The organism is Pseudomonas sp. NBRC 111130 (genome assembly GCF_001320485.1).
GTDB classification, from domain to species: Bacteria; Pseudomonadota; Gammaproteobacteria; order Pseudomonadales; family Pseudomonadaceae; genus Aquipseudomonas; species Aquipseudomonas vlassakiae.
The window spans coordinates 113632-129253 of the sequence record NZ_BCBG01000011.1 but is presented as its reverse complement, the minus strand read 5'-3'; the positions used below and the strand labels follow the sequence as shown (position 1 = coordinate 129253).

The following is a 15622-nucleotide window of genomic DNA, read 5'->3' as shown; positions in this document are numbered from 1 at the left end:
ACGAAATGGGACAACTACAGACCCGCATGAGCGAGATGATCGCCAGCCTGCGCGAACTTATCGGTGGCATCGACCAGGGTATCGGACAGCTCTCCCAGGCGGCATCACAGCTGGCAACGAGCAGTGAGGACACCAAGCTGCGCATCAACCAGCAGCGCGAGGAAACCGACCAGGTCGCCACCGCCATGAACCAGATGAGCGCCACGGTGCAGGAGGTGGCGCAGAACGCCGAACAGGCTTCCCTGGCGGCCACCAATGCCGACCAGCAAGCGCAACTGGGTGACCAGGTGGTTAGCGACGCCATTGGCCGTATCGAACAACTGGCGGGGCAGATGGACCATTGCCTGGCCGCCATGCAGCACCTGGCCGGCGAGAGCCAGCGCATCGGCAGCATCCTCGATGTGATCAAGTCGGTGTCCGAACAGACCAACCTGCTGGCTTTGAATGCAGCCATCGAAGCGGCACGGGCCGGTGAAGCGGGACGCGGCTTTGCCGTGGTGGCCGATGAAGTGCGCGGCCTGGCCCAGCGAACCTCGACCGCGACCGAAGAGATTGGCCAGCTGATCGACAGCCTGCACAACGGCACCGACGAAGTGAACCGGCTGCTGGACAGCAGCAAGAGTCTTACCGAGCAAAGCGTCGAGCTGAGCCGCAGAGCCGGGCAAGCCTTGGGGCAGATCACCGACACGGTATCGAGCATTCAGGGCATGAACCAGCAGATCGCCACGGCCAGCGAGGAACAGAGCGTGGTGGCCGAGCAGATCAACCGCAGCGTGATCAGCGTCAGGGATGTGTCGGACCAGACCAGTACGGCCAGTGAACAGACCGCGGCTTCGAGCGGGGAGCTGGAGCAGCTGGGGCGGCAGTTGCGGGGGATGGTGGGACGGTTCAGCCTTTGAGACCGAATCGCCTGCTTCGCGGGCTTGCCCCACAGGATTCTGCATTGCCCCGATGGCGTTGCAGTACCTGTGGGCAAGCCCGCGAAGGGGCCGGTGCGGTTACAGCACCTGGCGCAGGAACGCCTGCGCACGCGGGTCTTTCGGCGCAGCAAAGAAGGCGGCCGGTGCCGAGTCTTCCAGCAGCTTGCCGTGATCGAAGAACAGCACGCGGTCCGCCACTTCACGGGCAAAGCCCATTTCGTGGGTGACGCAGACCATGGTCATGCCTTCCTGGGCCAAGGTCTTCATCACGTCCAGCACCTCGCCGACCATTTCCGGGTCGAGCGCCGAGGTCGGTTCGTCGAACAGCATCACCTTCGGGTCCATCGCCAGGGCACGGGCGATCGCCACCCGCTGCTGCTGGCCGCCGGAAAGGCGCGACGGATACTCGTTGGCCTTCTGCGCAATCCCGACTTTCTCCAGCAACGCCCGGGCCTTGGCTTCACGCTCGGCCTTGTTGCGCTTGCGCACCACCTTCTGCGCCAGGCACAGGTTTTCCAGCACCGTCATGTGCGGGAACAGGTTGAAGTGCTGGAACACCATGCCGACTTCGCGGCGGTAGGCGTTGATGTCGGTCTTCGGGTCGGCCAGTTGCAGGCCGTCGATGGCCACGCGGCCTTCGTCGAAATGCTCCAGGCCATTGAGGCAGCGCAGGAAGGTCGACTTGCCCGAACCCGACGGGCCGAGCACCACCACCACTTCGCCCTTGGCAACCTGGGTGGTGACGTTATCCACAGCCCGCACCACATGGCCACGGGTGTCGAAGACTTTCAGCAGGTCACGGACTTCAATCACTTTGCGCAAGCCTCCGCTCGAGCCGGCTGGCGATGTGCGACAGCGGCAGGTTGATCAGCAGGTACAGGCCTGCCACGCAGAACCAGATCTCGAAGGTCGAGAACGACGTGGTGATGGCCTCGCGGCCGCTCTTGGTCAGCTCGGTGATGGCGATCACCGACACCAGCGAGGTGTCCTTGACCAGGCTGATGAACTGCCCGGCCAGCGGTGGCAGCACACGCTTGAACGCCTGCGGCAGGATCACGTGGCGCATCGACTGGCCCGCGTTCAGGCCCAGCGAGCGAGCAGCCTCGTTCTGGCCCTTGGCAATGGACTGCACGCCGGCGCGGACGATTTCCGCCACATAGGCGCCGGTGAACAGCGCCAGCGCGGCCACCCCGGCAAACTCCCGGGACAGGTTGAGTACGGTGCCGATGAAGAAGTAGAAGATGAAGATCTGCACCAGCAATGGCGTGCCGCGCACCAGTTCGACGTACACCGTCGACAGGTCGCGCAGGGTCGGGTTGTTCGACAACCGGCACAGGCCGGCGAACAGGCCGATCACCAGGCCCAGCGCACCGGACACCACCGAGATCCACAAGGTGGTCCACAAGCCCCAGGCCAGCGGACCAGCGGCCCAATGACGGGTCACGCCGATCTGGTCGCCTTCGGCGACGTCGTCGCCGCGGCTCAGTTGCAGGCTGTCCTTGGCCACCTCGAGCACTTGCTCGGCGCCGCTTTCATCCTTCAGCGTGACGCGGGCATTGTCGCCGGAGATGACGATTTCCTGCACGGTGCCGTAACCGGCTGCGCGTTGCGTTTCTTCAGCCTTGTAGGCGAAATATTGCGGTACGCGGTTCCAGCGCCACTCGTAGGAAATCATCGAAGTGGCCATGTACAGGCTGAACGCCAGGCCCACCAGGACCAGGGCGGTCAAGCCATGCCAGGGCCACTGGGCTTTCTTGTGTTTGATCACGTGGGGTACTTCCGTAAATGCGAACGCGCAGGGTTTGCCTGCGCGTCGGGGTCATAAAGCCGGGCTTGTGGCCTGGGCCTTATTCCATTTCCTTCAGCCAATCCTTGTTCTTGAACCACTTGTCGTGAATACGATCGTAGGTCCCGTCATGCTTGATCTGGTGCAGGAAGTTGTTGATGAAGTTGATGCTGTCGTAGTCGCCTTTCTTCAGGCCGAAGGCCAGCGGCTCGTAGGTGAATGGTTCTTCGAGGAACAGCAGCTTGCCAGCACCGGCCTTCTCGACCGCCACCACGTTGTACGGCGCGTCGTAGACGAAGGCGTCAGCCTTGCCGTTGACCACGTCCATCACCGCTTCCTGCTCGTTGTCGTAGCCGTGGTACTTGGCTTTGCCGATCAGCTTCTTGGACACCATCTCGCCGGTGGTGCCGAGCTTGGAGGTCAGGCGGTACTTCTCGTTGTTCAGGTCCTTGTACGACTTGATCTCGCCCGCCAGCTCCTTGCGGATCAGCAGGGTCTGGCCAACCACGATGAAAGGTTCGCTGAAGTTCAGGCGCAGGTTGCGTTCCTGGGTCAGGGTCATGCCGCTGCCGATCATGTCGAACTTGTCTGTCAGCAGGGCCGGGATGATGCCGTCATAAGCGGTGGAAACAGCCTCGAATTTCACACCCATGGATTTGGCCATCGCTTTGAGGATATCGACTTCGAAGCCGATGATCTCGCCGCGCTTGTTGGTCATCTGGAACGGCATGTAGGTTGGGTCCATGCCCACCCGCAGGGTGCCGCGCTTGACTGCGTCGTCAATGGCGCCGGCCTGGGCCGCAGTCACGGCGACCAGGGCGGTGACACCGACCAGCAGTCGCGAAAGATATTTCTTGATCATCACCAAGTCCCCTAGCAAGAAAAGAAGCGAATCTTATTGTCGTGGCACGGCCGTACCGGCCAATGCGGATTATCGGAGAGGGATGCTAACGCATGGCGGCTCTCGGACCTAGAGCCGGGGGAGACTTTGTTGGCCAAAATCCGTTATGCAGGACTATCGCAGGCGAGGGCTCTGCCCTCGTTTCGCGACACAAGGCCGCTCCTACAAGAGAATGCATATCCCTGTAGGAGCGGCCTTGTGTCGCGATAGGGCCGCAAAGCGGCCCCAAGGTCATCAGGCGCCGACGAGTGCCGGTTGGCCTTCATTCTCCGGATGCAGTGGCAGCAGCGGCGAATGCGGGTCGTTCTTGATCGAGGCACGCCAGACATCGATCCACGCCGCATTGTGTTCGGCCCAGACCCGCTCGTGCAGGCGGCTCAAGGCCACTGGGTCGCTGAGCAAGGCCAGGCGGGTGTTGAGGTCCAGCCCTTTCGGCCCGACCTCGATCGCCTTGGCCACGCGCTCGGCACGCAGCGCCTCGATCGGCGCGGCCTGGCCGTGGCGGGCGGTGGCCATGGCGCAGGCCAGCGCGTTCTGCCGAGGGTCGACCACCGCACGCACGAAGCCGTCATGCAGGGCATGCCAGCGGTTCTCGTGGGTGTACTGGTCGGTGGCCAGCAGTTCTTGCGGCGTCGCATATTCCTCGGGAATCAGGAACAGCTTCTCGTCCTTGGCCGCCAGGCCCAGGCGCGTGCGGCTGGAGATGACCGATACCGGGATCGACAGCACCAGCGAGCCAACGATTGGCGCCAGCCACCACAGGAAGCTCGGGTTCAGCCAGGCCACCAGCCCGGCCCAGGCGAAGCCCAGCAGGGTCTGCGGACCATGGCGGCGCAGCGCTTCGCTCCAGGGGGTGGAGTCGTCGTCACGCTGCGGCGAGTTCCAGGTTGCCGCCCAGCCGAGGAACGCCGCCAGCACGAAGCGGGTATGGAAGATCATGCGTACCGGCGCCAGCAGCATGGAGAACAGCATCTCCATCAGCATCGACAGGGTGACCTTGATGCGCCCACCGTACTCGACGGCACCCTTGGCCCAGATCAGGATGACGCTGAGCAGCTTGGGCAGGAACAGCAGCACGATAGTGGTGGAGAACAGCGCCACCGCCTTCTCCGGGTGCCACTGCGGCCACAGCGGGTAGAGCTGGTACGGTTCGATGAAGTACTGCGGCTCCATCAGGGTGTTGGTCGCCAGCAATGCCGTCGACAACACAAGGAACAGGAACCACAGCGGCGCCGACAGGTAAGACATCACCCCGGTGAGGAACACCGCACGGTGCACCGGGTGCATGCCCTTGACCAGGAACAGGCGGAAGTTCATCAGGTTACCGTGGCACCAGCGGCGGTCGCGCTTGAGCTCGTCGAGCAGGTTAGGCGGCAGTTCTTCGTAGCTGCCCGGCAGGTCATAGGCAATCCACACGCCCCAGCCGGCACGGCGCATCAGCGCAGCTTCGACGAAGTCGTGGGAAAGGATGGCGCCGGCGAACGCACCTTTGCCCGGCAACGGGGCCAGGGCACAGTGCTCGATGAACGGCTTCATACGGATGATCGCGTTATGGCCCCAGTAGTGCGATTCGCCCAGCTGCCAGAAGTGCAGGCCGGCGGTGAACAGCGGGCCGTACACGCGAGTGGCGAACTGCTGCATGCGCGCATACAGGGTGTCCATGCCCGAGGCTTTCGGCCCGGTCTGGATGATGCCGGCGTCCGGGTTGGCCTCCATCAGGCGCACCAGGCTGCTCAGGCACTCGCCACTCATAACGCTGTCGGCGTCGAGCACGACCATGTACTTGTACTCACCACCCCAGCGACGGCAGAAGTCGTCGAGGTTGCCGCTCTTGCGCTTCACACGGCGACGGCGGCGGCGGTAGAAGATACGGCCAAAGCCCTTGGTTTCGCGGCACACGTCCAGCCAGGCCTGTTGCTCGGCCACGGCGATGTCGGTGTCGTTGGTGTCGCTGAGCACGAAGAAGTCGAAACGGTCGAGGTTGCCGCTGGCCGCCACCGACTCGAAGGTCGCCCGCAGGCCCGCGAACACACGCGGCACGTCTTCGTTGCAGATCGGCATCACCAGCGCGGTACGCGCCTCGGGGGCAATCGGCTCGTTGCCGGCACTGCTGCCGGAAATCTTGTATTTGTCGCGCCCTGTGAGCAGCTCGAGGAAGCCCATCAGCGCGGTCCAGAAGCCTGCCGACACCCAGCAGAAGAGAATGCCGAACAGCACCAGGATGGACGTCTGCAAGGCATACGGCCAAACCTGCACCACGGTGTCCCACAGCGGCTGGCTGACGACTTCGTTCAGGTCGACGAACGACCAGCCCTGGTATGGCAGGATGCCCTTCATGTACCAGCCAGCGACGATGGTCTGGCCAATCATGAGGGCAAGCAGGATGTAACGACGGATCGAGCCGACCGTGCGCCAGCGCGCAGCTGGCAGCTCGCGCTTGGGCGGCTGCGGCGCGTTGGCACGGCCAGTCATGCGCCGCCACATGCGGATCAGCACATTGGTGCGCCATGGCTCGGGCACGACCTTGGTGCGCTTGATCGGCGGCGCGATCTTCAGGCACAGGCGGCCGCTGCCGTCGACACCGAGCATCTCGGCATCTTCCAGCTCGGCGGCGCTGCCCACGGTCAGGCGCGGGCCGACCGAGGCCTGCACGGCCTCGGTGGCGTTGGCGACCGGGTTGGCCGCCAGGCGTTGGTGCAGCTCACTGAACGAAGTGCAGCTGGCGAGTTCCGCGCGCTGCTCATCGCTCAGTGGGAGGTGGGCCAGGTATTCGCCAAGCGATTCTGGCCTTGCGCTTGAGTTACTCATCGGCAGGCAACTGATAGCTCCAGGTCTCGGTCAGCACTTTTTCAGTGGTGGCCGGGGTCCCGTTGGTGGGTGCCGCATCGGCGGCGGGTTGTTCGGCCTTGGCTGGTTCCGCCTTGGCGGTTTTCTCATGCTTGGCGTGCTTGGTTGCTGCCTTTTCCTGCTTGGTTTCAGCAGCAGGCTTGGCCGGCTCGACCGGCACGTCACGCACCAGCGCAGCGCGCATTTCGGTGGACTTGTTGGCTTCCTTGACCTTCAGCCGCAGGGTCAGGCGCCAGCCCTTGGTCTCCGGGTTATAGCGCAGATTGTTCTCGACCACCTCGGCATTGTCGCCAACGCTGATCTGGCTGCGCACCGGAGTGTCTTCCGGCAGGGCGGCAAGGGCTGGACCGGCGAAGTCGACCAGGAAGGCGACGCTGCCGTCTGGCTGGCGGATCAGGTTGGACTGCTTGACGTCACCGGTGGAGCGCAGGGTCTGCTTGACCCAGCCCAGGTCGGGGGCCTGGAACTGCTGCTCGTCGATGGTCCAGTGCAGGCGGTAGGCGTATTCGAACGGCTTGCCTGGTTCAGGCAGCTTCTCCGGGCTCCAGAAGGCAACGATGTTGTCGTTGGTTTCGTCGGCGGTCGGGATCTCGACCAGGTCGACGGTGCCCTTGCCCCAGTCACCTTTCGGCTCGATCCAGGCGCTTGGACGCTTCTGGTAGTTGTCGTCGAGGTCTTCGAAGTCGCTGAAGGCGCGCTGGCGCTGCATCAGGCCGAAACCACGCGGGTTTTCGACGCTGAAGTTGCTCACGGCCAGGTGTTTCGGGTTGTTCAGCGGACGCCACAGCCATTCGCCGTTGCCGGCGTGGATCGACAGGCCTTCGGAGTCATGCAGGGCCGGGCGATAGTTCAGCACTTTGGAGGGCTGGTTGGGGCCGAACAGGAACATGCTGGTCAGCGGGGCGATACCCAGGCGGCTGACCTGGTCACGCAGGAACACGCGCGACTGTACGTCGACCACGGTATCGGTACCCGGGCGCAGGATCAGTTTGTAGGCGCCGGTGGAGCGTGGCGAATCAAGCAGGGCGTAGATCACCAGATGCTTGTCGGCCGGCTTGGGCTTCTCGACCCAGAACTCGGTGAAGCGCGGGAACTCCTCGCCCGACGGCAGCGCGGTGTCGATGGCCAGGCCACGGGCCGACAGGCCGTACACATGGCCCTTGCCGACCACGCGGAAATAGCTGGCTCCCAGCAGGGTCATGATCTCGTCCTGCTTGTCGGCCTTGTTGATCGGGTAAAGCACGCGGAAACCGGCGTAACCGAGGTTCTTGACGGTTTCCGGGTCGTGCGGCACGTCACCGAACTCGAAGCGGCTCGAGTCGTACTTGATTTCCTCGACACGGGAGGCAGTGATCTCGTTGATCTTCACCGGTGTGTCGAAGTGCATGCCCTGATGGTAGAAGGACAGCTTGAACGGGGTCTTGTCCTTGGCCCACTCGGCCTTTTCCTGCAGGAAGTGGATCTTCTGGTAGTCCGCGAACTTCATGTCGCGGAACACCGCAGGCAGATTGCTCTTCGGTGCTTCGTATTTCTGGCCGGCCAGATCCTTTGCCTTGGCTGCAACATCGTCAAGATTGAATGCCCACAGCTGGCCCGCGCTCATCAGGCCGACCAGTGCCACACTGGCCATCAGGGCCTTGCGCAGCCCGGTGCCGGGGATTCTTGATGCTTTTTGGGGACTAACAATCACGAGCAACCCTCGCCGAAAACAGATCATGAAACCAACGGCCAGCGACAAATGCCGGGTTGGCGAGCACTGTTCGGACCCCATGAGGGCGTAATGATTCCCCAAACGGGTCCAGACAATACTCGAGTCAGAGTGAAACGAACCTGCGAACGCAGGCTCACGCAGCGCGCGATTATCCAGCAGGATGCGTTACAACGCATCAGTGTGGACTAACTATTTATCGTACAAAACCCCTTGTTTTCCTATAAACAAAGGGTTTTTCGACCTCATATTTGTAACAAGAATGTCACAGGGCCATCATTGACCAGATGCACCTGCATGTCTGCACCGAAGCGCCCGCTTGCCACATCGGCATGCAGGCCGCGTGCCTTGCTCAAAAGATAGTCGAACAATTCCGCCCCGAGCGCCGGTGGTGCGGCGGTCGAGAAGCTCGGCCGCATGCCGCTGCGGGTATCAGCCGCCAGGGTGAACTGGGACACCAGCAGCAGGCCGCCACCGACATCCTTGAGCGACAGGTTCATCTTGCCCTGCTCGTCACTGAACACGCGATAGTTCAGCAGCTTGTGCAACAGTTTGTCGGCGTGTTCACGGGTATCTTCGGGCTCCACCGCCACCAACACCAGCAAGCCCTGGTCAATGGCACCGACAATCTCCCCGCCCACTTCCACGCGTGCGCCACGCACCCGTTGCAGCAAGCCCTTCATGCTTCTTCCAGCGGCAGGTCGAGCAGACGGCGCGCCATCTGGTCTGCCGCACGCACCAGGGCATCGGTGATACCTGGCTCGGAGGCAGCATGCCCGGCGTCGCGGATGACCTTCAACTCGCTGTTCGGCCAGGCCTGGTGCAGCGCCCAGGCGTTGTCCAGCGGGCAGATCACGTCGTAGCGGCCATGCACGATCACTGCTGGCAGATGGGCAATCTTCGGCATGTCGCGAATCAGTTGGTCGGGCTCCAGGAACGCGTTGTTCATGAAGTAATGGCATTCGATGCGGGCAATCGACAGCGCGCGCTGTGGCTCGGAGAAGCGGTCGACCACCAGCGGGTTCGGGCGCAGCGTGGCGGTACGGCCTTCCCAGGTGGACCAGGCCTTGGCCGCGTGCATCTGGGCGATCTGGTCGTTGCCGGTCAGGCGCTTGTGGAAGGCCTTGACCAGGTCACCCCGCTCCTCCGCCGGGATCGGTGCGATGTAGTCCTGCCAATAGTCCGGGAACATGCGGCTGGCGCCTTCCTGGTAGAACCACTCGATTTCCTGCGGACGGCACAGAAAGATGCCGCGCAGGATCAGACCGTGAACACGTTCGGGGTGGGTCTGGGCGTAGGCCAGCGCCAGGGTCGAGCCCCACGAGCCGCCGAACAGTACCCATTTTTCGATGCCCAGGTGCTTGCGGATGCGCTCAAGGTCCTCGACCAGGTGCCAGGTGGTGTTGTTCTCCAGGCTCGCGTGCGGCGTGGAGCGGCCACAGCCGCGCTGGTCGAAGGTGATGATGCGGTACAGGTTGGGGTCGAAGTAGCAACGGCTCTGGGCATCACAGCCCGCACCCGGGCCACCGTGGATGAATATCACAGGCAGACCTTCCGGCGAGCCGCTTTCATCGACATACAGCACATGCGGCGCTTCCACGGCCAGATCGTGCCGGGCGTAGGGTTTGATCTGCGGGTAGAGGGTCTGCATTGCGCACTCCGTGTGAAGGGGGATTTGGCCGTGGGCCATCATAAACCTGAATTGGCCGTTTGAGCATGCCCGCGCAGCAGCAAAGCCTCCGAGCGCGTGAGGCTAGACATATCTAGCGCCTGCCGCACCCGGCACACATCGAAGATCGAGGCCCCGCCACCACGAGCCCGATCATGACCTTGCCCCCGCACTACACCCTGATAGCCGAAAAAATTCCCGCTTGGATGAAGGCGGCACCGGACACACACCAAACGCTTCGACACTCGCTGCGTACGCCGCTGCCGTGGTTCGAAAACGCCTGCCTGACCAACCCAGCCATCTGTCGCGAACTGCAGCCTGCCTATGCCCGCCACCGCGAAACCGAGTCGCGCTGGCGTACGCTGCTGGCCCCATTACCTGGCCTGGAGGACTTCGCCCGGCCACGCCTGGTCGACGCCCTCAAGACGCGTTTCGGCCTGACCATCGACGTCGATCACACCTACTTGTTCAACGCCAGGTTGGCCGCCGCTTACCGACTGCGCAGCAACGATGCACGGGATTCAATGGCCACGGCGCAAGCGGCGCTGAAAATGGCCACGCAGCCATTGTTGAAATGCGCCCTGCAAAATTTCGAGGCGGCGCAGGCACGGGAGGGCGGCCTGGACGAAGGCGACCTGAAAGCCCAGATACTCGACAGCGACCGCTACCTGGCCTTCATGCCACAGGGAAAGCCCGTCGCTATCGAGCCAAGCGCGTTTGCCGCTCTGGTTCGTGAGCTGGACCTGGGCGGCCAATACCAGCAATGTATCCGCAACCTCTTCAACCCGCCGGCGCGGCCGCTCGGCGGCGAGACGGCAGCGTCGGTGATGGCTGCCGCGAAAGGAGCCGAGCACCATGCATTTGTGTTGCAAACGCATCTGGCATTGCTCAAGGGCGACATTGATGCCACTTGGCACCGCGCTCTCAACGCCTTGCCAGGCTCGACTGACGATACGCTGACCTGCTCGTTCCTCAAGCTGTGGGACGTGGAGCTGACCAGCATCCTGATCATCGGGCCGTCGCGCCAGGGTGCCAGCCAGAGCGTGCCCATAGTTGCGTACATCCCTGACGACCCAGTCTCGCCACTGAAGGTCTATGCCTCTAGCAAAGCCTTCGCCGATGCACTGCGTGATCGCCTGCTCGACCGCGATTACCTGGCGTTCTTCCAACGTTTCATCCCCGCCCGCTCAAGTCAGGCGCTCAACACCCACCTCGAGAACCGCCTGCGGCCATGGACCCAGCCCCCTGGTCAAGCCTGGCAGGAGCGCCAACCCAACCCTGCGGCGCAACTGCACCTGCGCGAGTCGCCGCTGCTGCAGCCCATGCTCACCCAGTTGGCCAACCAGAAAGCCCGGCGCCTGCAGGACGATGCCCTGTTCCATGCCGTCCCCACTGCGGTGCGAGACGAACAATCGTTTGAGCATCTGCTGGCGTTCTTCGGCCAGGGCGCGCTGCAGGCACTTAACATCGCTGCGTTCTTCGTGCCTGCGCTGGGCGCCGCGATGTTGGGGGTGGCGGCGCTGCAGCTGGGCTACGAGGTTTACGAAGGGATCGAGAGCTGGACACGCGACGAGCGCGATCAAGCGCTGACCTACCTGATGGATGTGGTGGAAAACGTCGCACTGATGGCAGGTCTCGCCGCAGCCGGCGGTGGCGGCGCCATTCCAGCGGTGGAGCGAATCCCGGTGGAGGCACCTTCATTCATCGAGGACCTAGGCCCGGTTGAAATGCCGGACGCCAGCATCCGCTTGTGGAAACCCGACCTGGCACCCTTTGCCCACGATATCGTCCTGCCAGCAGGCCTGCAGCCAGACGCCTCAGGTTTGTACACCTATCAGGGCAAGACCTGGCTCGCCCTGGAGGATCGGTGGTACGTACTCGACGCCACCCAGGCGGCGGACCAGTTCACACTCGCGCACCCGACCAGGGCCGAAAGTTACAAGCCGCTGATCCGGCACAATGGCGCGGGCGCCTGGCTGCATGGACTGGACAAGCCTCGGGAATGGTCTGGCATCACGCTGTTCCGCCGTTTGGGGCCGCTGGGCGCGACACTCGACGAGGCCACCGCGGCACGCGTCCTGGAGATCACCGACACCAGCGAGGCCGTGCTTCGGCGCACGCTTGCCGACCAGTTGCGCCCGCCTGCACAATTGCAGGACACGCTCTGGCGACTCAAGCTGGACGCCGCCATCCCCGCTGAGCTCAGCCCCGCCGAGCGCAGGCTCAGGTTCGAGCGCGCCTTTGAGGCGTTGCAGGCGACCGATGACAGCGATGCCGCCCTGTTGCGGCGGGTCTACCCCGACCTGCCGTTCACCTTGCGCGACGAAGTGCTGCACGGTGCCACGCCTGGCGAACGGGCGCAGCTGGCACAAGGCAAGGTGCCCGCGCGCCTGGCCGAGGAGATCCGCGCCTACCTGCTGCAACTGCGGCTCAGCCGTGCCGGCGAAGGCTTGTTGATACCTGCGGCCAGCAACGCCGATACGGACAGATTGGTCCTGCGCATCATGACGCGCCTGCCGGGCTGGTCGGCGCAGGTGCGCATCGAAGTCAGGGCTAACGGCAGCCGGGGCAGCTTGATCGACAGTATCGGCCCGCAAGACGCGCAGATCATTCGTATCCTGGCACGTCATGCGGACGGCTACAGCGCCCTTGAAGCCGACGGTCGCGAGTTGCACGGGGTGGACAACCTCTTCGCGGCGCTTGCCCATGCCCTTCCCGATGCCCAACGCAATGCCTTGGGGGTACCTGGCGCCTGGGACGGCGAGCGCCTGCGAGACCTTGTCCGGCAGGCTCCGCTACCGCCTCGCCAAGACATACGCGAGGCGCTCGGCCTGCCAGCGGTTACGCCCGGCTACGTACCGCCAATGCGCCTGGCTGGCGGTCGCCTGGGCTACCTGCTGAGCGGCCGGGGCGCCATGAGCGGTTACATCCTCAGGGAGACGTTGCTCGACAGCCTGCGGATGCTTGGCTTTCAGGACCATGTGCCGGTCTCGGTCGAGCGCATTCTGCAGGCACTGGAAGAAACCGGCATGACCCGTCACCAGATCAACGCCCGCTTTCAGCAACTGGTGGACGAACGCCAGCGTCTGGACCTTGCCATGAGCCAATGGAACGCAATTTCGGCAACCCTGGCCGACCCTGAGGCCAGGGCATCCAGCCGCAGCCACATTGGCAGAGCCATCTGGCAGCACTGGTACTCCAACTGCTTGCCGGAAATCACCTGGATGCGGCTGCCCCTGCGTCTGGAGCAAGCATTCATCGACGATTTCCCGGCCACGTTGCCCGAGTTCATCTACCAACGAACGCGCAGCCTGCAGCTCATCGACATGAACCTGGCCCCCTCACCATCTCTGGCTAGCGACTGGGCCCAGGCTCAGGCATTGCTGGCTCGCTTTGCGAACGTCGTCGACCTGGAAATCAGCCGCCCAGCGTTCATGATCCACAGATACTCCATCTTCGCCATGGCGCTGATTCAGATTCCGACCCAATTCCCGGCCCTCACCCGCCTGAGCTTCGTCAACCAAGGCGCCATGATACTCACCGCCGACCTGAACCGCCTCGGCACCCTGGGCCAACTGCGCCATCTCGACCTGAGCGGCAATGCCCTGGCGTGGACTGCCGGCGCACCGGGGCCGGGCATGACGCTCGACTATCTGGGGCTCGACCGCATGGGTTTCTACAGCTGGCCGAGCTGGCTGGACGCCAACGCGTTAGACACCATCGCCGAGGTGTCTTTGCGCAACAATTCGCTGATCGAGCTGCCGCGCTTCTTGTTGGACAATGCCGAGCCTGCAGCGCGTCAAACGCGCGTTGCACTGGGTGGCAACTCGCTGCTTGCCTCGGTGGGCCAACAGATCCAGCTCAACCCTGACGGCCCGAACCATCGATTCACCTTCAATCTGGGCGTGCAGCGGGGCTCGTTTGGCGTGCTTGAGCAACACCTCCGTGGGCGCGATGAACTTCGTGAGGTACTGTCCCATTGGGTGGACACTGCCAGTGATACGGCGTCGCCATTCGATACGAACCTGGCTGGCCGGTTAGCCATCAACCGGATGTTGGTCGAATATTGGGACCGCCTGCCCACTGGCGCAGCGCGCGAGCCCCTGGCACTCACGGACGTCGCCCTGGCGCATTTCCCGCCGCAGCTTCCAGCCTCTTTTACCGCCGAGGTCCGCAGCCTCACCCTGACCCGGGTGAGCATGACACTGGCGGAGCTGGACGCTTTGCTTCAGCGCTTCACCCACCTTACCCAGTTGCATCTGGAGGGCCATGTCCAGCCTTTGACCATGCTCCCTGAGGCGCTCACCGGGCTGACCTACCTGCAGGGCCTTACCCTGCATGATCAAGGCCTGCTGGTGGGGCAACAGAGCCTGGATCTGCTGGCGCGGATAGAAAGCCTGCGCATGCTCGACCTGTCCGGCAACCGCTTCGACGTCATTGCACAGGTGCCCGCCCCGCTGGCATCGCGGATCGAGCGACTGTACCTGGGCAACAGCAACCTGCAGCAATGGCCAGCCTGGGTGGAGGCGTTCAGCGAACTGCGCTTGCTGGGGCTGGACCACAACCTGATCAGCGAGCTGCCCCAGCATGTGCTCGAAAACCCAGTCAGCGCCCGTCCGCTGCTGGAAGTGTCGCTACGCGACAACCCACTGACCGACGCCAGCCTGCGGCAGGCCTATCATAGCGAGGGCAACGGCCGCCGCTACGCCTTTGTCATGGACTTGCCAGACGACCTGCAGGCGCACCTGCAGGATGACGCATCCGACACCCTGAGCGAGCATTCGCCAAGTTCCAGTCATGGCTCCAGTGGCGAAGAGGAAGGGGAAGACGAGGTGTTGGGGATGCACCCCTGGTTGCTCGACACGCCCGAGGAAAATCAGCTTCACGAACAGGCGTGGCAAGCGTTGGAACAAGACGAACAGGGCGACAGGCTGCTGCGACTGGTCGAACGCCTGCGCCAGAGCGCACCGTTTCGCGACAGCCGCCTGCGCCCGGCTTTCGCCAGGCGGGTCTGGGCCGTGCTGCAAAACGCCGCCAGCGACGCCGACGAACGCGCGCTTTACAGCGCGATCGCCGAAGAGGCTCTGCTGCAAGATGACGGCAGCCAGACCTGTCACGACGGCGCCCACCTGGTGTTCAACCAGATCGAACTGCGCCTGTTCAACCAGCAAGCGCTACGTGATATCCCACAAGCAGATCAAGGGCCGGCGCTGTATCGGCTCACGCGCCGGCTGTACCGGATGCAGGCCTTGGACGACATCGCCCTTGCCCGGCGCAATGGGCGCGACGAGGCGGAGGTACGCCTGGCCTACCGCATGCGCTTGGCGGCGGAGCTGGACCTGCCGGTTCCGCCCGGCGGAATGCTGTACGAAGCCACGGCCGCGGTCAGTGCGCTCGAGCTGAGCCAAGTCCTGTCCGAAGTGCAACAAGGCGAACATGGCACTGCATTTCTGACCTATGCGGCCAATAACGAGGCTTGGGTGAACCACCTGCGCCGCGCCTACGCCGTGCGATTCGAACAAATCGAAAGCGAATACCAACAGCAGGTCAACGGCCTGACCGATCGCTTCCCCGACCAGACCCTCGAGCAGTTGGGCCCCATGTTCGCGACCCTGGAAGCTGAAAAGAACAACCGTGAGCAAGGGCTGATTCGCGAACTGACGCACCTCGCGAGCCAGAGCCAGGAGTCGCCGACATGATGCAAGCAACCAACATGCGGTAACAGCACACGCTTGGCAGAGACGACCCGCTCCCGGTGCAGGGCCGTCTCTGAAGTGCAGATATCTACCAC

Annotated in this window: 9 protein-coding genes; 2 read left to right on the top strand and 7 right to left on the bottom strand. The window is 63.5% G+C overall.

All coding sequences use genetic code 11. The features are described from left to right. Positions 1-5: 5 nt before the first annotated feature. Positions 6-899 (top strand): methyl-accepting chemotaxis protein, encoded by an 894-nt coding sequence (locus APH33_RS27910; RefSeq protein ID WP_371263236.1) that lies wholly within the window; start codon positions 6-8, stop codon positions 897-899. A gap of 99 nt (positions 900-998) precedes the next feature. On the opposite strand, the gene APH33_RS06040 is transcribed toward APH33_RS27910, so the two are convergent. The 7 genes from APH33_RS06040 to pip form a co-directional block, all read right to left on the bottom strand. Further along, positions 999-1733, bottom strand: coding sequence for an amino acid ABC transporter ATP-binding protein (locus APH33_RS06040; protein ID WP_054884283.1), 735 nt, complete (start codon positions 1731-1733; stop codon positions 999-1001). After that, positions 1726-2688 carry an amino acid ABC transporter permease gene (locus tag APH33_RS06035; protein WP_054884282.1) on the bottom strand — a complete coding sequence of 321 codons (963 nt, stop codon included), beginning with the start codon at positions 2686-2688 and terminating at the stop codon, positions 1726-1728. The genes APH33_RS06040 and APH33_RS06035 overlap by 8 nt, the downstream gene beginning before the upstream one ends. Before the next feature lie 79 nt (positions 2689-2767). Beyond that, positions 2768-3565: a transporter substrate-binding domain-containing protein gene (locus APH33_RS06030; protein WP_025752328.1), complete on the bottom strand. Its 798-nt coding sequence runs from the start codon at positions 3563-3565 to the stop codon at positions 2768-2770. 276 nt (positions 3566-3841) lie between these two features. Continuing rightward, a complete protein-coding gene (gene mdoH / locus APH33_RS06025; protein WP_054884281.1) occupies positions 3842-6415 on the bottom strand; it encodes a glucans biosynthesis glucosyltransferase MdoH in 2574 nt (857 codons plus the stop codon). Next, positions 6408-8144 (bottom strand): glucan biosynthesis protein G, encoded by a 1737-nt coding sequence (locus tag APH33_RS06020; protein WP_212632771.1) that lies wholly within the window; start codon positions 8142-8144, stop codon positions 6408-6410. The genes mdoH and APH33_RS06020 overlap by 8 nt, the downstream gene beginning before the upstream one ends. A gap of 263 nt (positions 8145-8407) precedes the next feature. Beyond that, entirely contained in the window at positions 8408-8845 is a 438-nt protein-coding gene (gene dtd / locus APH33_RS06015; RefSeq protein WP_054884279.1) for a D-aminoacyl-tRNA deacylase, read from the bottom strand. Then, a complete protein-coding gene (gene pip / locus APH33_RS06010; RefSeq protein ID WP_054884278.1) occupies positions 8842-9813 on the bottom strand; it encodes a prolyl aminopeptidase in 972 nt (323 codons plus the stop codon). Before pip ends, dtd begins: the two co-directional genes overlap by 4 nt. A 173-nt stretch (positions 9814-9986) precedes the next feature. Between pip and APH33_RS06005 the strand changes: the two genes are divergently transcribed. Further along, the gene (locus APH33_RS06005) at positions 9987-15530 is read left to right on the top strand and encodes an NEL-type E3 ubiquitin ligase domain-containing protein (RefSeq protein WP_054884277.1); all 5544 of its coding nucleotides are present in this window, start codon (positions 9987-9989) and stop codon (positions 15528-15530) included. Positions 15531-15622 lie beyond the last annotated feature (92 nt).

What these genes read in the sequence shown, in the direction of transcription:
- dtd (WP_054884279.1), bottom strand. Translation starts at nt 8,845, where the DNA reads ATGAAGGGCTTGCTGCAACGGGTGCGTGGCGCACGCGTGGAAGTGGGC.
- pip (WP_054884278.1), bottom strand. Translation starts at nt 9,813, where the DNA reads ATGCAGACCCTCTACCCGCAGATCAAACCCTACGCCCGGCACGATCTG.
- mdoH (WP_054884281.1), bottom strand. Translation starts at nt 6,415, where the DNA reads ATGAGTAACTCAAGCGCAAGGCCAGAATCGCTTGGCGAATACCTGGCC.
- APH33_RS27910 (WP_371263236.1), top strand. Translation starts at nt 6, where the DNA reads ATGGGACAACTACAGACCCGCATGAGCGAGATGATCGCCAGCCTGCGC.
- APH33_RS06005 (WP_054884277.1), top strand. Translation starts at nt 9,987, where the DNA reads ATGACCTTGCCCCCGCACTACACCCTGATAGCCGAAAAAATTCCCGCT.